General features: G+C 60.2%; 19 protein-coding genes. 9 read left to right on the top strand and 10 right to left on the bottom strand.

Features of this window, described 5'->3' with window-relative positions:
- Positions 1 to 90: 90 nt before the first annotated feature.
- The 7 genes from nagE to ACIOWE_RS20915 all read right to left on the bottom strand — a co-directional run bounded on the left by nagE (position 91) and on the right by ACIOWE_RS20915 (position 8,872).
- Positions 91 to 1,806: an N-acetylglucosamine-specific PTS transporter subunit IIBC gene (gene nagE / locus ACIOWE_RS20945; RefSeq protein WP_401395323.1), complete on the bottom strand. Its 1,716-nt coding sequence runs from the start codon at positions 1,804 to 1,806 to the stop codon at positions 91 to 93.
- A gap of 36 nt (positions 1,807 to 1,842) precedes the next feature.
- The gene (gene ptsP, locus ACIOWE_RS20940; protein ID WP_401395320.1) at positions 1,843 to 4,356 is read right to left on the bottom strand and encodes a phosphoenolpyruvate--protein phosphotransferase; all 2,514 of its coding nucleotides are present in this window, start codon (positions 4,354 to 4,356) and stop codon (positions 1,843 to 1,845) included.
- Between the two features lie 34 nt (positions 4,357 to 4,390).
- A complete protein-coding gene (locus tag ACIOWE_RS20935) occupies positions 4,391 to 5,413 on the bottom strand; it encodes an SIS domain-containing protein (protein WP_401395317.1) in 1,023 nt (340 codons plus the stop codon).
- The gene (nagA, locus tag ACIOWE_RS20930; protein WP_401395314.1) at positions 5,394 to 6,500 is read right to left on the bottom strand and encodes an N-acetylglucosamine-6-phosphate deacetylase; all 1,107 of its coding nucleotides are present in this window, start codon (positions 6,498 to 6,500) and stop codon (positions 5,394 to 5,396) included. Before nagA ends, ACIOWE_RS20935 begins: the two co-directional genes overlap by 20 nt.
- A 48-nt stretch (positions 6,501 to 6,548) precedes the next feature.
- Complete coding sequence (locus ACIOWE_RS20925) at positions 6,549 to 7,280, bottom strand: GntR family transcriptional regulator (protein ID WP_201235089.1); 732 nt, start codon at positions 7,278 to 7,280, stop codon at positions 6,549 to 6,551.
- A 430-nt stretch (positions 7,281 to 7,710) separates the two neighbouring features.
- Entirely contained in the window at positions 7,711 to 8,226 is a 516-nt protein-coding gene (locus ACIOWE_RS20920; protein WP_401395311.1) for a murein L,D-transpeptidase family protein, read from the bottom strand.
- 94 nt (positions 8,227 to 8,320) lie between these two features.
- Complete coding sequence (locus ACIOWE_RS20915) at positions 8,321 to 8,872, bottom strand: NUDIX hydrolase (protein ID WP_401395308.1); 552 nt, start codon at positions 8,870 to 8,872, stop codon at positions 8,321 to 8,323.
- Between the two features lie 146 nt (positions 8,873 to 9,018).
- Between ACIOWE_RS20915 and ACIOWE_RS20910 the strand changes: the two genes are divergently transcribed.
- From ACIOWE_RS20910 to purT, 5 genes are all read left to right on the top strand, one after another.
- Entirely contained in the window at positions 9,019 to 9,618 is a 600-nt protein-coding gene (locus tag ACIOWE_RS20910) for a CoA pyrophosphatase (protein WP_201235086.1), read from the top strand.
- A 46-nt stretch (positions 9,619 to 9,664) separates the two neighbouring features.
- Positions 9,665 to 10,189: a gamma carbonic anhydrase family protein gene (locus tag ACIOWE_RS20905; RefSeq protein WP_007954617.1), complete on the top strand. Its 525-nt coding sequence runs from the start codon at positions 9,665 to 9,667 to the stop codon at positions 10,187 to 10,189.
- Entirely contained in the window at positions 10,186 to 10,395 is a 210-nt protein-coding gene (locus ACIOWE_RS20900) for a DUF1289 domain-containing protein (protein ID WP_401395304.1), read from the top strand. Before ACIOWE_RS20905 ends, ACIOWE_RS20900 begins: the two co-directional genes overlap by 4 nt.
- A 228-nt stretch (positions 10,396 to 10,623) precedes the next feature.
- Complete coding sequence (locus tag ACIOWE_RS20895; RefSeq protein WP_025112183.1) at positions 10,624 to 11,091, top strand: VUT family protein; 468 nt, start codon at positions 10,624 to 10,626, stop codon at positions 11,089 to 11,091.
- Positions 11,092 to 11,191: 100 nt separating this feature from the next.
- Positions 11,192 to 12,373, top strand: coding sequence for a formate-dependent phosphoribosylglycinamide formyltransferase (gene purT, locus ACIOWE_RS20890; RefSeq protein ID WP_201227839.1), 1,182 nt, complete (start codon positions 11,192 to 11,194; stop codon positions 12,371 to 12,373).
- Positions 12,374 to 12,471: 98 nt separating this feature from the next.
- On the opposite strand, the gene ACIOWE_RS20885 is transcribed toward purT, so the two are convergent.
- The 3 genes from ACIOWE_RS20885 to ACIOWE_RS20875 all read right to left on the bottom strand — a co-directional run bounded on the left by ACIOWE_RS20885 (position 12,472) and on the right by ACIOWE_RS20875 (position 16,206).
- A complete protein-coding gene (locus tag ACIOWE_RS20885) occupies positions 12,472 to 13,788 on the bottom strand; it encodes an MFS transporter (RefSeq protein ID WP_201235084.1) in 1,317 nt (438 codons plus the stop codon).
- 360 nt (positions 13,789 to 14,148) lie between these two features.
- The gene (locus ACIOWE_RS20880) at positions 14,149 to 15,381 is read right to left on the bottom strand and encodes a transporter associated domain-containing protein (protein ID WP_401395300.1); all 1,233 of its coding nucleotides are present in this window, start codon (positions 15,379 to 15,381) and stop codon (positions 14,149 to 14,151) included.
- Between the two features lie 12 nt (positions 15,382 to 15,393).
- The gene (locus ACIOWE_RS20875; protein ID WP_401395297.1) at positions 15,394 to 16,206 is read right to left on the bottom strand and encodes an inner membrane protein YpjD; all 813 of its coding nucleotides are present in this window, start codon (positions 16,204 to 16,206) and stop codon (positions 15,394 to 15,396) included.
- Positions 16,207 to 16,401: 195 nt separating this feature from the next.
- Between ACIOWE_RS20875 and ffh the strand changes: the two genes are divergently transcribed.
- The 4 genes from ffh to trmD all read left to right on the top strand — a co-directional run.
- Positions 16,402 to 17,778: a signal recognition particle protein gene (gene ffh, locus ACIOWE_RS20870; RefSeq protein ID WP_008081630.1), complete on the top strand. Its 1,377-nt coding sequence runs from the start codon at positions 16,402 to 16,404 to the stop codon at positions 17,776 to 17,778.
- A gap of 249 nt (positions 17,779 to 18,027) precedes the next feature.
- The gene (gene rpsP, locus ACIOWE_RS20865) at positions 18,028 to 18,279 is read left to right on the top strand and encodes a 30S ribosomal protein S16 (RefSeq protein WP_003198088.1); all 252 of its coding nucleotides are present in this window, start codon (positions 18,028 to 18,030) and stop codon (positions 18,277 to 18,279) included.
- Positions 18,280 to 18,284: 5 nt separating this feature from the next.
- Positions 18,285 to 18,821: a ribosome maturation factor RimM gene (rimM, locus tag ACIOWE_RS20860; RefSeq protein ID WP_008081629.1), complete on the top strand. Its 537-nt coding sequence runs from the start codon at positions 18,285 to 18,287 to the stop codon at positions 18,819 to 18,821.
- A 44-nt stretch (positions 18,822 to 18,865) separates the two neighbouring features.
- A partial coding sequence (trmD, locus tag ACIOWE_RS20855; RefSeq protein ID WP_401395385.1) for a tRNA (guanosine(37)-N1)-methyltransferase TrmD occupies positions 18,866 to 19,349 on the top strand: 484 nt, incomplete at its 3' end.

Raw genomic sequence — 19,349 nt, 5'->3', positions numbered from 1 at the left:
TCGACTGAAACGAGGCTGCGATCTTTTGGTTTGCTTCTAAATATCAACAGATCGCAGCCTTCGGCAGCTCCTACAGAGGGCGGCTCTGATTTAAACCTTGGCGCTGACTTCGCTGCGATTGACCAGCGCTTCAAGCGCTCCGCTCAAGCTTGCAGCCTTGTCACCCACCAACAGATGCCAGACGCCACCTTCCAACTGGCTGACACCCTGGCAGCCCAGCTCTTTCAACTGAGCCTCGGACAACGCCTTGCCATCCGCCAGTTGCAAGCGAATCCGGCTCATCGCAATGCAGTCCAGTTGCAGCACGTTGTCGACGCCGCCCAGCGCATTCAACCATTGCTGGGCTTCAGAACCTGCGACCACAACCGTCTTCGGTTCATCGATAACCACTGCTGATGCGGCCACCAGCGCACGCCCCAATGCCGGCATTGCCAGGCGAATCTCATCAGCAATGCTGTCCGCCATTGGCCCGACAACAACCTGCAAACTGCCGCCCTTGCCCGGGCGCACGACCGCCATTGCCCCCAGCGCTTTCAGATCTGCATCCGAGGCCTTGTTGCGATCGACCATCTCCAGACGCAGACGCGTTGTGCACGCGCCGACAGTCAGCAGATTCTCTGCACCACCGAGTGCCTTGATGTAGGCACTGGCGCGCTCGTTTTCAGTCAGTACGGCTTTTTCACTAACCGCCACATCCTCACGCCCCGGTGTCTTCAGATTGAAACGGCGGATGCAGAAATCGAACACTACGTAATAGATGACCGCATAAGCCAGCCCCACCGGAATCACCAGCCAGCCATTGGTTGAGCGGCCCCAACCGAGGACCATGTCGATAAAGCCGCCAGAGAACGTGAAGCCCAAATGGATGTTCAGCGCATTGGTGATCGCCATCGACAGCCCGGTCAGCAGGGCATGCAGCAGGTACAACAGCGGCGCCAGAAACATGAAGGCGAATTCGATTGGCTCAGTCACCCCGGTCAGGAAAGACGTCAGTGCCATCGACAGAAAGATCCCGCCCATGACCTTGCGTCGTTCCGGCAGGGCGTTGCGGTACATCGCCAGGCACGCAGCCGGCAGGCCGAAGATCATCATCGGGAACATGCCGGTCATGAACTGGCCACCCTTCGGATCACCGGCGAAGTAGCGCGACAGATCGCCAGTCACCAGCGCACCTGTGGTTGGATCAGTGAAGTTGCCGAAGACGAACCACGCCATATTGTTGAGGATGTGGTGCAGGCCGGTGACGATCAGCAGGCGGTTGAACACGCCGAAGACGAAGGCGCCAAGGCTGCCGCTTTCCATCATCAGTGCGCCGAAGCTGTTGATGCCGTGCTGGATCGGCGGCCAGATGTAGCCGAACACCACGCCGAGACCAACTGCCGCGAATCCGGTGACGATCGGCACAAAACGCCGGCCACCGAAGAAGGCGAGGTACTCCGGCAGCTTGATGTCCTTGAAGCGGTTGTACAGCGCGCCGGCCATCAGACCGCTGACGATCCCGGCGAGCATGCCCATGTTGATGCTCGCGTCGAGCACCTTGAGCGTGGAGATCATCACCAGGTAACCGATCACCCCGGCCAGCCCTGCGGTGCCGTTGTTGTCCTTGGCGAAACCGACGGCGATGCCGATGGCGAAGATCATCGCCAGATTGGCGAAGATCACCTGGCCGGCATCGTGAATGATCGCGATGTTCAGCAGGTCGGTGTCACCCAGACGCAGCAGCAGGCCGGCAATCGGCAGGATCGCGATTGGCAGCATCAGTGCACGGCCGAGGCGTTGCAGGCCTTCGATGAAGAGTTGGTACATGGTGGTTCTCCCTGCTCTTTTATAGAGAGCTTTTTGTTAGCGCAGAGGCCAATGTTGATGGCAGGCGTGACGCACCGCAGAGGCGCTGCTCAGCTTGAGCAGGTCGAGGGCGAGGCGTTGGCATTCGGCTTCGTGCAACTGGCGCACGCGATCCTTGATTTCACCGATCTGCACCGGGCTCACCGACAGTTCGGTGACGCCGAGGCCGATCAGCACTGGTGTTGCCAAAGGGTCCGAGGCGAGGGCGCCGCAGACGCCGACCCAACGTTTGTGCACCGCCGCGCCTTCGCAGGTCATGGCGATCAGGCGCAGCAGCGCCGGGTGCAGGGCGTCGACGCGGGCGGCGAGGCCGGCGTGATCGCGGTCCATGGCCAAGGTGTATTGCGACAGATCGTTGGTGCCGATCGAGAGGAAGTCGGCGTGTTCGGCCAGTTGCTCGGCTTGCAGCGCGGCGGCGGGGACTTCGATCATCACGCCGATTTCCGGGCGTTGGCTGATGCCCAGTTCCAGACACAAGGCATCGACGCGCTGACGGATGTGCAGCAGTTCGTCGACTTCGGTGACCATCGGCAAGAGGATCCGGCAGCGTTGCAACGGGCTGACTTGCAGCAGCGCACGCAGTTGCTGGTCGAGGATTTCCGGACGCGCCTGAGCCAGCCGAATGCCGCGCAAGCCGAGCACCGGGTTGGCCTCAGCCGGCAGTGGCAGATAGTCGAGTTGCTTGTCGCCGCCGACGTCGATGGTGCGGATGATCACCGATTTGTCGCCCATCGCATCGATGACGGCTTGATAGGCGCTGCGCTGTTCTTCGACGTCCGGCGCGGTCTGGCGATCAACGAACAGAAACTCGGTGCGCAACAGACCGACGCCGTCGGCGCCGTTGGCAAAGGCGTCCGCCGCCTCGCTGCTGGAAGCAACATTGGCGACCACTTCGATGTGTACGCCATTCCGGGTTTCGGCCGGCAGATGAGCTTTGGCTTGTTGAGCATCGCGGCGCTGCTGGCGGTCAATTTGCGCTTGCTGAACTTCAGCCAGACGTTCGGCATTCGGTGCCAGTTCGAGGCGCCCACCATCCGCATCAAGCACCACCGCTTGGCCCTGCGGCTGATCAAGTAACGTCGAACCCAACGCCACCATGCACGGCAAACCTTTACCGCGTGCCAGAATCGCCACATGCGAAGTCGCGCCACCCTCAGCCATGCACAGACCCGCAACACCTTGCGCGCTCAGTTGCAGCAGATCCGACGGCGTCAGCTCATGAGCGGCGACGATTGCACCGGCCGGCACGTCGTAATGCCAGGCTTCGCCGAGCAGGGCACGCAGCACCCGTTGCTTGAGGTCGCGCAAGTCGTTGGCGCGTTCGGCCAGCAGCGCGCTGCCGGTGTGCTGAAGCACTTCGCACTGGACATCAATCGACTGACTCCAGGCATGAGTCGCTGCTGTGCCTTGCTCGATGGATTGTTGTGCGGCATCGAGCAGGGCCGGGTCTTCCAGCAGTGCCAGGTGCGCGGCGAAGATCGCTTCTTCGTCGGCGTTCCGCTGTTTTTTCGCTTGAACGAGTGTGCCGTCGATCTCGCGGCGTACCTGATTCAACGCGGTTTCAAGAGTCTGTTGTTGCTCAAGCGGATCATGGTTACCCGCATCCACCGGTAGCGTGATCGCGTTCAAGCGAAACAACGGTCCACCGACCAGACCCGGCGCAGCACACACGCCGTGCAATATCCCGGCTTCGGCCGGACGTTTCAGCGGGGCAACACTGACCGGCGCCGCAGCGTGATGATCGTCCGGCAACGCCGTGGCCAATGCCGTGAGCAAGGCTTGCAGTGCGGCTTCGGCGTCCGAACCCTGACAGCTGACTTGCACTTCGTCCTGCTCGCCAATCGCCAACCCCATCAAACCGATCAGGCTGTTGCACGGCGCCGATTTACCGGCGAAGTGCAGTTGCGACTGGCTCTTGAAGCCTTGCGCGGTCTGCCGAATCAATGCGGCGGGGCGCGCATGCAAACCTCCGCGATGAGCCACCAACACATGCCCATGAACTTCAGGCCCGCCGAGTTCTTCAACATTCGCCGCCGAACTGTTGCGCGCAACAATGTGCAGCAACGGCTCGCCAACTTTCACTGCTTTGAGTGTGATCGGCCTTACCTGAAAATCCTGGCTGTTGGTCAGGATCAACAAGCTGACCAGGCTTTTGCATTGTTGTCCGACCTTGTCCAGGTCATAGCGCAACAGCGGCTGGCCTTTGCTCACCCGCAAGCCTTCCTTGACCAGCATCGAGAAGCCTTCGCCGTTCAACTCAACCGTGTCGAGGCCCAGGTGCAGAAGGATTTCCGCACCGTTGTCAGCGCGCACGGTCAGTGCATGGCCGGTGCGTGCAACGTGGATGATCACCCCGGCACACGGCGAGTACAGGGTGTCATTGATCGGGTCGATGGCAATGCCGTCGCCCATTGCGCCGCTGGCGAACACTGCGTCCGGGACTTTGGCGAGCGTGAGCACCGGGCCGCTGAGCGGGGCGCTGAGGGTCAGCTCTTTATTGTTGTTGTGCATGGCTCGGTCTCATCAGGTGTGCAGTCATTCGGGCTTAGTGCGTACGCGTAACTTTGCTCAGGTGGCGCGGTTGATCCGGGTCCATGCCTCGGGCCACGGCCAAACCGGCGGCCATCACGTAGAAACTCTGGATCGCCAGAATCGGATCGAGGGCCGGGTGTTCGGCGCGGGTCAGGGTCAGGTCGCGTTCGCTGATGTCATCCGGTGCCGCCAGCAACACACGGGCGCCGCGTTGACGCATTTCTGCCGCGAGGCTCAACAGGCCGGCCTGTTCGGCACCGCGTGGGGCGAAGACCAGCAGCGGATAGTGTTCGTCGATCAGCGCCATCGGGCCGTGACGGACTTCGGCGCTGCTGAACGCTTCAGCCTGAATGGCCGAGGTTTCCTTGAACTTCAGCGCGGCTTCCTGGGCAATGGCAAAACCGGCGCCACGACCAATGACCATCAGGCGTTCGCAGTCGCGCAACGCTTCGATGGCCACGCTCCAGTCCTGTTTCGCCGCTTCGCGCAGACCGTCGGGCAAGGCGTTGTGCGCCTCCAACAGTTCGTTGTCCTCTTTCCAGTGCGCGATCAAACGGGCGCTGGCGCTGAGGGTGGCGATGAAACTTTTGGTCGCGGCGACGCTGCTTTCAGTACCGGCGAGCAGCGGCACGCTGAATTCACACGCGGCTTCCAATGGTGAGTCGGCGGCGTTGACCATCGACACGCTCAGTGCGCCGCGTTTGCGCAACAGACGCAGGCTGTTGACCAGATCCGGGCTCTGACCCGACTGCGAAAAGGCGAACGCGACCTGACCGCTGACCTTCAACGGCGCTTGCTGCATGGTCACCACCGACATCGGCAACGACGCCACCGGCACACCCAATTGCTGCATGGTCAGGTAAGCGAAGTAACTCGCCGCGTGGTCGGAGCTGCCGCGTGCGACAGTCATTGCCACTTGCGGTGGCTGACGGCGCAGACGCCCGGCGATCTCGATCATTTGCGGGTCGAGTTGTTGCAGTTGGGCTTGTACGGCCTCGAACGAGGACAGCGCCTCTTCAAGCATTTTTGAAGTCAATGTCTTCTCCTTCGACCATGACGGCGGTCAGTGTGAGTGAGCGATCCAGCCGCACGCAGTCGGCCCAGGCACCCTGTTCGAGGCGCCCGCGTTCGTTGATGCCGAGGTAGTCGGCGGGGAATTGCGAAAGACGTTGCGAGGCTTCGGCGATCGGCAGACCGATCTTCACCAGATTGCGCAGAGCCTGATCCATGGTCAGGGTGCTGCCGGCCAGGGTGCCGTCGGGCAGACGCACGCCGCCCAGGCATTTGGTCACGGTGTGGCTGCCGAGCTTGTATTCACCGTCGGGCATGCCGGCGGCGGCGGTCGAATCGGTGACGCAATACAGGCACGGGATCGAGCGTAGAGCCACGCGGATCGCGCCGGGGTGCACATGCAGCAAGTCCGGGATCAGCTCGGCGAATTTGGCGTGGGCCAGCGCCGCGCCGACGATCCCCGGTTCACGGTGATGCAGCGGGCTCATGGCGTTGTAAAGGTGAGTGAAACTGGTCGCGCCGGCATCCAGTGCGGCAACACCTTCCTCGTAACTGCCGAGGGTGTGGCCGATCTGCATGCGCACGCCACGGCTGCTCAGTTCACGGATCAAACCGTCGTGGCCGGCGATTTCCGGGGCGATGGTGATCACGCGGATCGGTGCCAGCGCCAGATATTCTTCGACTTCGGCCATCAACGCGGTGTGGGCAAAGTTCGGTTGTGCGCCGAGTTTTCCGGGATTGATGTACGGGCCTTCGAGGTGCACGCCGAGCACTCGGGCAGCGCCTTTCGGACGCTGTTCACAGAATTCTCCTACTTCCTTCAGGACGCTGGAGATTTCGGCGCTCGGCGCGGTCATGGTGGTGGCCAGCAGCGAGGTGGTGCCAAAACGCACGTGGGTTTTGGTGATGGTCTCGAAAGCGCTGGCGCCTTCCATGATGTCTTTGCCGCCACCGCCGTGGACGTGCAGGTCAATGAAGCCTGGCAGCAGATAAGGCAGGTCATTGTCGGCCGGATCGCACGGCACGCCTTCGATCGACACGACTTTGCCGTGTTCGTGGACCAGCCGGCCGCGAACCCAGCCGTGGGCGGTGAGGATGTTGTCTTCAGACATTTCGGTTCTCGCTGTTTGACGGCTTCGCCGGATTAACGACGCAGCTCTTTATCTACGCAGCTCTGCAACAAAGTCGTAGTAGTCGTTGCGGCAATAGGTGTCGGTGACTTCGATCGGCGTGTTGTCTTCCAGGTAGCCGACCCGGGTCATCAGCAGCATGGCGGTGCCGGGAGCGATGCCGACCAGTGCGGCAAACTCGTCCGAGGCATTGATCGCCTGAATGTGCTGGAGGGCGCGGACAATCGGTTTGCCGATGCCGTCGAGGTATTCGTAGAGCGAATCGCCGACCAGTTGCGGCTTGGGCATGATCGAGGCGGGCAGGGTGCTCATCTCGATGGCCATCACGGTGTCGTCGGCCTTGCGCAGGCGTTTCATGCGCGCAACCTTGTCGTTCGGCGACAGGCTGAGGCGGATCAATTCTTCGTGGGTCGGCAGGGTGACTTCACGCTCCAGCCACTGTGAGCTGGGCACAAAACCCTTGAGGCGGAGCATCTCACTGAAGCCCGAGAGGCGTGACAGCGGTTGTTCCAGACGTGGTGTGATAAACGTGCCGGAACCTTGCAGGCGACGGATCAGACCTTGATCGAGCAAGACCTCCAGCGCTTTGCGGGCGGTGACCCGGGAGATGCCCAGTTGCTCGCTGAGATTGCGCTCGGACGGCATCGCCTGTTCGGCTTTCCACTGCCCGGCATGAATCGCTGCTTCCAGGTTACGCGCCAGTTGCAGGTACAACGGCGTCGGCTGGGAGTCATCTGGACGTAGGGCGTGGAAGTCGTTCATGTAGGTCATTTCCGGCGCGAGTATAGGATTGTTGTGGCTCGCTTGTGGGGCGGAAATTAATACCACTTGAATACCATGTCAACGCAGAGAAATGGCTGATTACCCAATGAAATGGCGGGTCAGGAAGGGTGTGGTCTTAAGTGGTATTAGCGGTTGGCTGTAAAAAACAAAAGATCGCAGCCTGCGGCAGCTCCTACAGTTGAGAGTGGTATCACCCATGTAGGAGCTGCCGCAGGCTGCGATCTTTTGATTTATTTTTTAATGCCGACCAAAGGTAGCGGTGGTTGGGCACATCTGTGGCGAGGGAGCTTGCTCCCGCTGGGCTGCGAAGCGGCCCCAAACCCTGTCACCGCTAACTGTCTGACATACCGCGTGTTCAGCCTTTACGACTGCTGCGCAGCCGAGCGGGAGCAAGCTCCCTCGCCACAGGTCAAGGGCGGATCTCGACCATCGTGCCGTCCGGCACCATGTTCCACACTTCGCGCATGTCGACGTTACGCATGGCGACACAGCCATCGGTCCAGTCCAGCGTGTGGAACAGGTCTTCCGGGGTTTCTTCCGAATCCGGAGTGCCGTGGATCATGATCATTCCGCCAGGTTCGACACCTTCACGTCGGGCGCGGGCAGAGTCGGCGATGTTCGGATAGGAGATGTGCATCGACAGGTTGAATTTGTCGCTGGTCTTGCGCCAGTCGATCCAATAGAAACCTTCCGGTGTGCGCTTGTCGCCTTCAATCAGTTTCGGGCCTTTCTTCGCGCCTTTGCCCAAGGAGATGCGATAGGTCTTGAGTGGCTTGCCGTCGGCGATCAACTGCAGTTGATGAGCGGATTTGAGCACCAGCACTTTTTCAATCAAAGGCTTATTGGAGGGCGTCACGGTGGTCACGAATGACGCTTGCGATACCGAAACGAACGACAGGCAGAACAGGGCAAGCAACCAGCGCATTGAAACGATTCCCCAAAGAGTGACGCAAACAGGTTTATGTAGGAGCTGCCGCAGGCTGCGATCTTTTGACCTTCTAGCCGGTGCCATCACCGAATCAAATAATGACCGGCTGCACCAACGGCGGAATCGATTCCGAACGAACCGGATACTCCTCAACGCGCCGATCAGCGAAGAAGCATTCTAAGGTACGGCCCACCGTGCGGAAAGCCAGCTCGTCCCATGGAATGTCGGCTTCGTCGAATAATTGCACTTCGAGGCTCTCGGGGCCGGCGGCGAAATCGAGGTCGACCAGTTCGGCACGGAAGAACACATGCACTTGGCTGATATGCGGCACGTCGATCAGCGTATAGATGTTCAGGTTGCGCACCCGGGCGCAGGCTTCCTCGGCGGTTTCGCGGATCGCGGCCTGCTCGATGGTTTCGCCGTTTTCCATGAAGCCGGCGGGCAGCGTCCAGTAACCGAGGCGTGGCTCGATGGCTCGGCGGCAGAGCAGCACTTTAGTGCCCCAGGTCGGCACGCATCCGGCGACGATATTGGGATTCTGGTAGTGAATGGTCTGACAGCTGTCACAGACAAATCGCAGTCGCGAATCGCCTTCGGGAATGCGCTGGGTCACCGGGTTGCCGCACTGGCTGCAAAATTTCATGCTGGGGTTCCTGAATGCTGCGCCTATCTTGGCGTGCAGCGGTGCCGGTCGGCAAGTTGTCGTTTCGCGACATGCTCCGGCGAGGGGCTTGGGCGACCGCAATGATTGGTGCATGATGCCGGGTAAGGCACAGATCGAGAACACTCATGCTGGACGAGCTACTGCATCGGGTAAGCAACCACACACCGCGCACGCTGGAGACTGACAAACGTTTCCCCGAGGCCGCCGTTCTGGTGCCGATCACCCGCAGTGCCGAGCCTGAGCTGGTACTGACCCTGCGCGCCAGCGGTCTCTCGACCCATGGCGGCGAAGTCGCTTTCCCGGGTGGACGCCGCGATCCGGAAGACCCTGACCTGATTTTCACCGCCCTGCGCGAAGCTGAAGAAGAAATCGGCCTGCCGCCGGGACTGGTCGAAGTGATCGGCCCGCTGAGCCCGCTGATCTCGCTGCATGGGATCAAGGTCACACCTTATGTCGGCGTGATCCCCGATTTTGTCGAGTACCAGCCCAACGACGCGGAAATCGCCGCCGTGTTTAGCGTCCCCCTCGAGTTCTTCCGCAAGGATCCCCGCGAACACACTCATCGCATCGACTATCAGGGCCGCAGTTGGTACGTACCGAGTTATCGTTATGGCGAATTCAAGATCTGGGGACTGACGGCGATCATGATCGTCGAGTTGATCAACCTGCTCTATGACGCCAGGATCAGTCTGCACCAACCCCCTAAAAGCTTTATCAACACGTAAGCCATCGTTCGAATGGCCGAGCACCGTGAGCCCTGAGGAAAACAAGATGAAATATCGCCTGGGCGACGCCCGCGTCGAAACCCACCCACAGAGCTGGGTCGCCCCCAACGCCGTACTGGTGGGCAAGGTCAAACTGGAAGAGGGCGCCAATGTCTGGTTCAACGCAGTGCTGCGTGGCGACAACGAATTGATCCTGATCGGCAAGAACAGCAATGTGCAGGATGGCACGGTGATGCACACCGACATGGGTTACCCGCTGACCATCGGTACCGGCGTGACCATTGGCCACAACGCCATGCTCCATGGCTGCACTGTGGGCGATTACAGCCTGATCGGCATCAATGCAGTGATTCTCAACGGCGCGAAAATCGGCAAGAACTGCATCATTGGCGCCAACTCGCTGATTGGTGAGGGCAAGGAAATTCCGGACGGTTCGTTGGTGATGGGCTCGCCGGGCAAGGTCGTGCGCGAGCTGACCGAGCCGCAGAAGAAAATGCTCGAGGCCAGCGCCGCCCACTATGTGCATAACTCCCAGCGTTATGCGCGCGATCTGGTTGAGCAGGAAGAATGACTACCCCCGAAAGACCAGTCGCCTCGCCATGCGTGAATATTTGTGCGCTGGATGAGGATGACATCTGCACCGGCTGCCAGCGTACGGTCGAGGAGATCACCCGTTGGGGCCGCATGAACAATGACGAGCGCCGGGTGGTGCTGGGGCTGTGTCATGAGCGGGCGAAGGCGAGCGGTTTGGTGTGGATGATCCCTGCCAAGCGCTGATGGTTTGGCTGGAGAGTCTTTGTGGCGAGGGAGCTTGCTCCCGCTGGGCTGCGCAGCAGACCTCGCTTTTCAGGATCAAAAGAGGGGCCGCTTCGCGCCCCAGCGGGAGCAAGCTCCCTCGCCACAGGTAAGTCGTCAGGTTTGACAGATGTATACAATTTGTTCGCCGACTTGGCCGAACTCTTCTCCTCAAGTAACCTGTGCGCCAATCTGACAGGTCGCTCCCCCATGATTTTCCTCATCGCCTACATCAGCAGCGTTGTGCTGATCAACTTCGCCTTTTCCACCGCGCCGCACCTCGACATCATCTGGTCCGCGTGGGGCGGTTTGGTGTTCGTGCTGCGCGACATGGTGCAAACCCGTTTCGGCCACGGCGCCATCGTGGCGATGCTGGCGGCGCTGGTGTTGTCGTATGTGACATCCGATCCATCCATTGCCTTGGCCAGTGCCACGGCGTTCGCCGTCTCCGAGATCATCGATTGGCTGGTCTTCAGCATCACCAAACGGCCGTTGCGTGACCGCTTGTGGATCAGCTCGGCGCTGAGCATTCCCCTCGATACCTTCATCTTCTTCGGCATGATCGATCTGATGACGCCGCCAGTCATCATCACCGCCCTGGCCTCGAAATTCGCCGGCGTTACCGCCGTCTGGTTGATCATGGCTTGGCGCGAACGCAAACAGGCCGTCGCCAGCTGAAGCCAAACCTTCGGGTTCATGTAAAATGCCGCGCTTTCTCCCCATGGAAAGTGCGCATGGCGACGCTTTCCTCGATGATCCGCTTCTTTGAGGACCTGAGATGACCCGTATCGGAACTCCATTGTCGCCAACCGCGACCCGCGTATTGCTGTGTGGCTGTGGTGAGTTGGGCAAGGAAGTGGTGATCGAGCTGCAACGCCTGGGCGTTGAAGTGATTGCCGTCGATCGTTACGCCAACGCGCCGGCCATGCAGGTTGCCCATCGCAGCCACGTCATCAACATGCTCGACGGCGCCGCCCTGCGTGCCGTCATCGAAGCCGAGAAGCCGCACTTCATCGTGCCGGAAATCGAAGCCATCGCCACCGCCACACTGGTCGAACTGGAAGCCGAAGGCTTCACCGTGATCCCGACCGCTCGCGCTGCGCAATTGACCATGAATCGCGAAGGCATCCGTCGTCTGGCCGCCGAAGAGCTGGACCTGCCGACCTCGCCGTACCACTTTGCCGACACCTTCGAGGATTACAGCAAAGCCGTTGAGGACCTGGGTTTCCCTTGCGTCGTCAAACCGGTAATGAGTTCGTCGGGCAAAGGTCAGAGCCTGCTGCGCAGCACTGATGACGTGCAGAAAGCCTGGGATTACGCGCAAGAGGGCGGTCGTGCCGGCAAAGGTCGGGTGATCATCGAAGGCTTCATCGATTTCGACTACGAAATCACCCTGCTGACCGTGCGTCATGTCGGCGGCACCACGTTCTGCGCGCCTGTCGGCCACCGTCAGGAAAAGGGCGACTATCAGGAATCCTGGCAGCCACAGGCGATGAGCCCGATTGCCCTGGCGGAATCCGAGCGTGTTGCCAAAGCCGTGACCGAAGCGCTGGGCGGTCGTGGTCTGTTTGGCGTCGAGTTGTTCATCAAAGGTGATCAGGTGTGGTTCAGCGAAGTATCGCCGCGCCCGCATGACACCGGTCTGGTGACGCTGATTTCCCAGGATCTGTCGCAGTTCGCCCTGCATGCACGGGCAATTCTGGGTCTGCCGGTACCGTTGATCCGTCAGTTCGGGCCTTCGGCTTCGGCGGTGATTCTGGTGGAAGGGCAGTCGACCCAGACGGCATTCGCCAATCTTGGTGCGGCGTTGAGCGAGCCGGATACCGCGCTGCGGTTGTTTGGCAAGCCAGAAGTGAATGGTCAGCGTCGTATGGGTGTGGCGCTGGCGCGGGATGAGTCGATCGAAGCGGCTCGCGCGAAAGCGACCCGTGCTGCTCAGGCGGTTGTCGTAGAGCTGTAAACCGCGTTGCGGCTTTCGCGAGCAGGCTCGCTCCCACACTGGTTTTGTGTTCGGCACAGATTCAATGTGGGAGTGAGCCTGCTCGCGATAGCGATCTGTCAGGCAACCTGATTCAGATCGTTATTGCGCGTTTCCTTCAGGCACAGCACCGCAATCAAACTCAGCACCGCCGCCCCCGACACATACCCGCCGACATAACTCAAACCACCCATCGCCACCAGTTTTTGCGCAAAGAACGGCGCCGCCGAGGCCCCGACAATACCGCCCAGGTTATACGCCGCCGACGCGCCGGTATAACGCACATGCGTCGGAAACAACTCCGGCAGCAGCGCCCCCATCGGTGCGAACGTCACGCCCATCAAGAACAGCTCGATGCACAGAAACAGTGCCACGCCCCAGGTCGAGCCCTGAGTCAGCAACGGCTCCATCAGAAACCCGGACAGAATCGCCAGCACGCCGCCGATGATCAGCACCGGTTTGCGCCCGTAACGGTCGCTTGCCCACGCCGACAGTGGCGTGGCTGCCGCCATGAACAGCACCGCGAAACACAGCAGACCGAGGAACGTCTCACGGCTGTAACCGAGCGTGGACACGCCATAGCTCAGGGAAAACACCGTCGAGATATAGAACAGCGCATAACACACCACCATCGCCGCCGCGCCCAGCAGAGTCGGCGCCCAGTACTGACTGAACAGTTCGACCAACGGCACTTTTACCCGCTCCTGACGGGCGATGGCGTTGGCGAATACCGGGGTTTCGTGGAGTTTCAGGCGTACGTACAGGCCCACCATCACCAACAACGCGCTAAGCAGGAATGGAATACGCCAGCCCCAGCTGCGGAACTGCTCGTCGTCGAGGGTCATGGCCAGGGTCAGGAACAAGCCGTTGGCCGCGAGAAAGCCAATCGAAGGACCAAGCTGCGGGAACATGCCGAACCAGGCGCGTTTGCCTTTCGGCGCGTTTTCCGTGGCCAGCAGTGCTGCGCCACCCCATTCGCCGCCGAGCCCCAAACCCTGACCGAAACGCAGCACGCACAACAAAATCGGCGCCCAGGCTCCGATGCTGTCGTAACCGGGCAGCACGCCAATCAGCGTCGTACAGACGCCCATCAGCAGCAGCGAGGCGACCAGCGTCGATTTGCGCCCAACGCGATCACCGAAGTGGCCAAACAGCGCCGAGCCCAGCGGGCGGGCGAGGAAAGCGATGCCGAAGGTCAGAAACGCCGACAGCATCTGTGCAGTGCCGGAGGTCTGCGGAAAGAACACCGGTCCGATCACCAGTGCGGCGGCCGTGGCATACACATAGAAATCGTAGAACTCGATGGCCGTGCCGATAAAACTCGCCGTGGCCACGCGAGTAGCGGAGTTGGTCGGTTGGGCAGGCGCGGTGTCGCTGTAAGCGGTACTGGTCGTCATGCGGTGATCCCTGACAGTCATGAGCTCCGTTGGAGCGAATTATTATGGTCGAACACCCAGGGATGTGGGATGAGGCGCGAGCGCTGTTTCGAGTAGGAACAGTCGTCGGAGTGCAGCGGAAATAGCCGAAACCTGTCTTGTGCGGGGTACGCACGAGGTTCGGCGGCGCTTGGGTAAGCGCCTCGATTATAGGAAGGGGGCTAACAAATGAACAAGAGGGCTGGCAGAGCCAATGAAATCTGAGGTCAGTTGAGATTCTGTGGCGAGGGAGCTTGCTCCCGCTGGGTTGCGAAGCGACCCCAACACATTTGCGGACGCTGCGCGCCCGAGCGGGAGCAAGCTCCCTCGCCACAACAACGCTTAGATCTTGGCAGGCACCGAACTCGTATGCCAGATTAACACCTTGCTCACCCGGTTCTCCTCGGTCTCGAGGATCTCCAGGCGATAACGGCCGATCTTCAGGCAAACCGCGCTTTCCGGAATGGTCTCCAGTGCTTCGGTCACCAATCCGTTCAGCGTCTTCGGCCCATCGCTCGGCAAGTGCCAGCCCAGGCATTTATTCAGTTCGCGGATCGATGCCGCGCCATCAATCACCATGCGCCCATCGGCCTGCGGGTGAATGTGCGAGTTGTCGAGACTGTGCTCACTTTCGAACTCGCCGACGATCTCTTCAAGAATGTCTTCCAGGGTGACGATGCCCAGCACTTCGCCGTACTCGTCCACCACCATGCCCAACCGGCGCTGCTGCTTGTGGAAATTCAGCAGTTGCAGTTGCAACGGCGTACTTTCCGGCACGAAGTACGGCTCGTAGCTGGCGGCCAGCAGCGCTTCGCGGGTCAGTCCATCATTGTTCAACAGGTGACGGATCTGCCGGGTATTGAGTACGGCTTCGACCTGGTTGATGTCGCTGTGAAATACCGGCAGGCGCGTGCGTTTGTTGTGGCGCAGTTGTTCGATGATGTCTTCGATCGGGTCATCGAGGTTGATGCCGTCGACGTCACTGCGCGGCACCAGAATGTCGTTGACGGTGATGTTGTCCAGCGCATGAATGCCTGACACCGGATGCGTGCGCGTCGGGTGTTCAGGATCATCGGGATGATCCGCCGGCAAGTCGTCCTCGCTTTGCTGGACCACTTGGGCTTTGCGCGCAAACGGCCGAATCAGCAAACCGCTGATACGGCTGAGCAGCCAGGCCAGCGGGTAAACCGCTTTCAGCGGCACCGTCAGCAAGGTATTGCCGAAGGTGAGTACCGCATCCGGGTAGCGTTTGGCGAGCGAGCGGGGGAAGTAATCGGCAAACACCAGCAAGATCACACCAGCACTCAGGCACGCGGCCCATGGGCCGTTTTCTTCGCAAAGGAAAATCGCCAGCAGCGTGGCAATGATCACCGCCAGTGCCCGACACAAGGTATTGCAGAGGATCAGGCTGTCGAGCGGGAAGCTCAGCTTCGCCAGCGGCTTATCGCTGGCACGTGAGGCGGTGCGTTGCGCGAGCAGGTGTTGCTGCGCGATTTCGACGGCGGTAAACAGCCCCGACCATAAAATCAGCAGGACAAATATTGCGAGCATCGGCCCTATGGGCAAACCGTCCATTTATGCCGCCCGTCAGATGTGCAGGATGTATTCACGAACCAGTTTGCTGCCGAAATACGCCAACATCAGCAGGCAGAAACCGGCGAGGGTCCAGCGAATCGCCTTGTGGCCGCGCCAGCCCAGACGATTGCGACCCCACAACAGCACGCTGAACACCACCCAGGCGAGGCAAGCCAGCAGGGTTTTGTGTACCAGATGCTGAGCGAACAGGTTTTCGACGAACAGCCAGCCGGAAATCAGCGACAGAGACAGCAACGTCCAGCCGGCCCAGAGGAAGCCGAACAGCAGGCTTTCCATGGTTTGCAGCGGCGGGAAATTTTTGATCAGCCCGGACGGATGCTTGTGCTTGAGCTGGTGGTCTTGCACCAGTAGCAGCAAGGCCTGGAACACCGCGATGGTGAACATGCCGTAGGCCAGGATCGACAAGAGGATGTGGGCGAGGATGCCCGGCTCTTCATCGATGATCTGCACCGTGCCGGCCGGCGCGAACTGCGCCAGCAACACGGTGATCGCGCCCAGCGGGAACAACAGCACCAGCAGGTTCTCCACCGGGATCCGCGAGCAGGCGAGCAGGGTCAGGGCAATCACTGCGGCGGCGATCAGGCTGGAGGCGCTGAAGAAATCCAGGCCCAGACCGATCGGCGTCAGCAAGTGCGTGAGCAGGCTGGCGCTATGGGCCACCACGGCGAGAATGCCGAGGGTAACCAGCAGGCGCTTGTTCGCCTTGGCGCCGGTGGCCAGACGAGTGCCTTGATAAAGAGTCGCAGCGGCATATAGAAGGGCGGCGGCGAGAGTAGTCAGCAAACTGGGTGACAAGGGGAGCATAAATCCTGTTAGGCAAGCCCGAAAGGGGCTGAGTTTGGCATAGAACCGCCACCGCACGAAAGTGCGAGGTGTCCGCCCGACGCAGTCTTCGCTATAATCCGCGACCTGCCCACGCCGCAGGCTCGCCGAGCACATGTTGATTCCGGTCTGGGCCGCCATTATCCCGGTCTACACAGGGCCTGAAAGGATCGCGCAATGTTTGAAAACTTAACCGACCGTCTCTCGCAGACGCTGCGCCATGTCACCGGCAAGGCGAAGCTGACTGAAGACAATATCAAAGACACCCTGCGTGAAGTGCGCATGGCGTTGCTCGAAGCCGACGTCGCCCTGCCGGTGGTCAAGGACTTCGTCAATTCGGTCAAGGAGCGCGCTGTCGGCACCGAGGTGTCGCGCAGCCTGACGCCGGGCCAGGCGTTCGTGAAGATCGTCCAGGCCGAACTCGAAAGCCTGATGGGCGCGGCCAACGAAGACTTGAACCTGAGCGCCGTGCCGCCCGCCGTCATTCTGATGGCCGGTTTGCAGGGCGCCGGTAAAACCACCACCGCCGGTAAACTTGCGCGCTTCCTTAAAGAGCGCAAGAAGAAGTCGGTCATGGTCGTGTCGGCGGACGTTTACCGCCCGGCGGCTATTAAACAGCTGGAAACCCTGGCCAACGACATCGGCGTGACGTTCTTCCCGTCCGACCTGAGCCAGAAGCCGGTGGACATCGCCACCGCGGCTATTAAAGAAGCAAAACTGAAATTCATCGACGTGGTCATTGTCGATACCGCCGGTCGTCTGCACATCGACGAAGAAATGATGGGCGAGATCAAGGCGCTGCACGCCGCGATCAACCCGGTCGAAACCCTGTTCGTGGTCGACGCCATGACCGGTCAGGATGCGGCCAACACGGCCAAGGCCTTCGGTGACGCGCTGCCGCTGACCGGTGTGATCCTGACCAAGGTCGACGGCGACGCCCGTGGCGGTGCTGCGCTGTCGGTGCGCGCCATCACCGGCAAGCCGATCAAGTTCATCGGTATGGGCGAGAAGAGCGAAGCGCTTGATCCGTTCCACCCTGAGCGTATCGCCTCGCGCATTCTTGGCATGGGCGACGTGCTCAGCCTGATCGAACAGGCTGAAGCGACGCTCGACAAGGACAAGGCCGACAAACTGGCCAAGAAGCTGAAGAAGGGCAAGGGCTTCGACCTCGAAGACTTCCGCGATCAGCTGCAACAGATGAAGAACATGGGCGGCCTTGGCGGCCTCATGGACAAACTGCCGAGCATCGGTGGCGTCAACCTGTCGCAAATGGGCAATGCCCAGAACGCCGCAGAGAAGCAATTCAAGCAGATGGAAGCCATCATCAACTCCATGACCCCGGCCGAACGCCGCGACCCTGAGCTGATCAGCGGTTCGCGCAAGCGCCGGATCGCCATGGGTTCCGGCACTCAGGTGCAGGACATCGGTCGCTTGATCAAGCAGCACAAGCAGATGCAGAAGATGATGAAGAAATTCACCGCAAAAGGCGGAATGGCGAAAATGATGCGCGGCATGGGCGGTATGTTGCCCGGCGGCGGCATGCCAAAAATGTAAAGATCTCGCCGGTCGTCGCACCGGCGCAGGCCCCGCAAGGAAGCGGGATCAACAGCAAACCCGCACTCGGCGGGAGCTGACTGGCCGTTTTCATCGACGGCTCTATATGCAAATCTGCACGGCATGCCATGGGCGCCGGAAAAAGTCATTTGCAAAAGTCCGGATATTCCTTAGAATATGCGGCCTTTCGGGCACCCATGCCCGCTGTGCATTTAGATTTGCAGCACCGACTACAGGAACGATGTTCACATGCTAACAATCCGTCTTGCCCTTGGCGGCTCCAAAAAGCGCCCGTTTTACCACCTGACCGTAACCGACTCGCGTAACCCGCGTGACGGCTCCCACAAAGAACAGGTTGGTTTCTTCAACCCTGTTGCCCGTGGTCAGGAAGTTCGTCTGTCCGTGAACCAAGAGCGCGTAGCCTACTGGCTGAGCGTTGGTGCACAGCCTTCTGAGCGTGTTGCTCAGTTGCTGAAGGAATCTGCAAAGGCTGCGGCCTGAGCAATATGAACGCGACGCCTGCTGTTGCCGATGATTTGATCGTTATTGGCAAAATTTATTCTGTTCATGGCGTTCGCGGCGAAGTGAAGGTTTATTCCTTTACTGATCCGACTGAAAACCTGTTGCAGTACAAAACCTGGACGCTCAAGCGCGAAGGCAATGTCAAACAGGTCGAGCTGGTCAGTGGACGCGGGAGCGATAAGTTCCTGGTCGCAAAGCTCAAGGGTCTTGATGATCGTGAAGAAGCTCGTCTTCTGGCCGGTTACGAGATCTGCGTGCCGCGCAACCTGTTCCCTGAATTGACCGACGGCGAGTACTACTGGTACCAGCTAGAAGGTCTGAAGGTCATCGATCAACTGGGGCAATTGCTCGGGAAAGTCGATCATCTTCTGGAAACCGGCGCCAATGATGTAATGGTCGTCAAGCCTTGCGCTGGCAGCCTGGATGATCGCGAACGCTTGTTGCCCTATACGGAGCAATGCGTGTTGGCCGTCGACCTGGCAGCGGGCGAGATGAAGGTGGATTGGGACGCGGACTTCTAAGCGTGGCTAACTTGCGCGTAGAAGTGATCAGTTTGTTTCCCGAGATGTTTTCCGCCATCGGCGACTACGGCATCACCAGTCGAGCGGTCAAACAGGGGCTCTTGCAGCTGACCTGTTGGAACCCGCGGGATTACACGACGGATCGGCATCACACTGTGGACGATCGCCCGTTTGGCGGTGGTCCGGGCATGGTGATGAAGATCAAGCCCCTGGAAGATGCTCTGGTTCAGGCCAAGGCAGCAGCCGGGGAGGCGGCGAAGGTTATTTACCTGTCCCCCCAAGGCCGTCAACTGAATCAGTCGGCGGTACGCGAGTTGGCGAAATCGGATGCATTGATCCTGATTGCCGGCCGCTATGAAGGCATTGACGAGCGCTTTATTGAGGCTCATGTCGATGAAGAGTGGTCGATTGGCGACTATGTACTGTCTGGCGGCGAGCTGCCGGCCATGGTCCTGATCGATGCGGTTACACGACTGCTGCCCGGAGCTTTAGGGCATGCGGACTCCGCCGAGGACGATTCCGTTACGG

The sequence above is a fragment of the Pseudomonas sp. NPDC087598 genome (genome assembly GCF_044743525.1).
GTDB lineage: Bacteria > Pseudomonadota > Gammaproteobacteria > Pseudomonadales > Pseudomonadaceae > Aquipseudomonas.
Note: the sequence above shows the minus strand (reverse complement) of the source record. Positions and strands in the feature narration are given on the sequence as shown.

Coding starts and splice junctions, on each gene's coding strand:
- ACIOWE_RS20880 (WP_401395300.1), bottom strand. CDS start 15,381: ATGGACGGTTTGCCCATAGGGCCGATGCTCGCAATATTTGTCCTGCTG.
- purT (WP_201227839.1), top strand. CDS start 11,192: ATGACCCGTATCGGAACTCCATTGTCGCCAACCGCGACCCGCGTATTG.
- ACIOWE_RS20885 (WP_201235084.1), bottom strand. CDS start 13,788: ATGACGACCAGTACCGCTTACAGCGACACCGCGCCTGCCCAACCGACC.
- rimM (WP_008081629.1), top strand. CDS start 18,285: ATGAACGCGACGCCTGCTGTTGCCGATGATTTGATCGTTATTGGCAAA.
- ACIOWE_RS20875 (WP_401395297.1), bottom strand. CDS start 16,206: ATGCTCCCCTTGTCACCCAGTTTGCTGACTACTCTCGCCGCCGCCCTT.
- nagE (WP_401395323.1), bottom strand. CDS start 1,806: ATGTACCAACTCTTCATCGAAGGCCTGCAACGCCTCGGCCGTGCACTG.
- ACIOWE_RS20905 (WP_007954617.1), top strand. CDS start 9,665: ATGAAATATCGCCTGGGCGACGCCCGCGTCGAAACCCACCCACAGAGC.
- rpsP (WP_003198088.1), top strand. CDS start 18,028: ATGCTAACAATCCGTCTTGCCCTTGGCGGCTCCAAAAAGCGCCCGTTT.
- ACIOWE_RS20915 (WP_401395308.1), bottom strand. CDS start 8,872: ATGAAATTTTGCAGCCAGTGCGGCAACCCGGTGACCCAGCGCATTCCC.
- ACIOWE_RS20910 (WP_201235086.1), top strand. CDS start 9,019: ATGCTGGACGAGCTACTGCATCGGGTAAGCAACCACACACCGCGCACG.
- ffh (WP_008081630.1), top strand. CDS start 16,402: ATGTTTGAAAACTTAACCGACCGTCTCTCGCAGACGCTGCGCCATGTC.
- ACIOWE_RS20920 (WP_401395311.1), bottom strand. CDS start 8,226: ATGCGCTGGTTGCTTGCCCTGTTCTGCCTGTCGTTCGTTTCGGTATCG.
- nagA (WP_401395314.1), bottom strand. CDS start 6,500: ATGTCTGAAGACAACATCCTCACCGCCCACGGCTGGGTTCGCGGCCGG.
- ACIOWE_RS20895 (WP_025112183.1), top strand. CDS start 10,624: ATGATTTTCCTCATCGCCTACATCAGCAGCGTTGTGCTGATCAACTTC.
- ACIOWE_RS20925 (WP_201235089.1), bottom strand. CDS start 7,280: ATGAACGACTTCCACGCCCTACGTCCAGATGACTCCCAGCCGACGCCG.
- ACIOWE_RS20900 (WP_401395304.1), top strand. CDS start 10,186: ATGACTACCCCCGAAAGACCAGTCGCCTCGCCATGCGTGAATATTTGT.
- ptsP (WP_401395320.1), bottom strand. CDS start 4,356: ATGCACAACAACAATAAAGAGCTGACCCTCAGCGCCCCGCTCAGCGGC.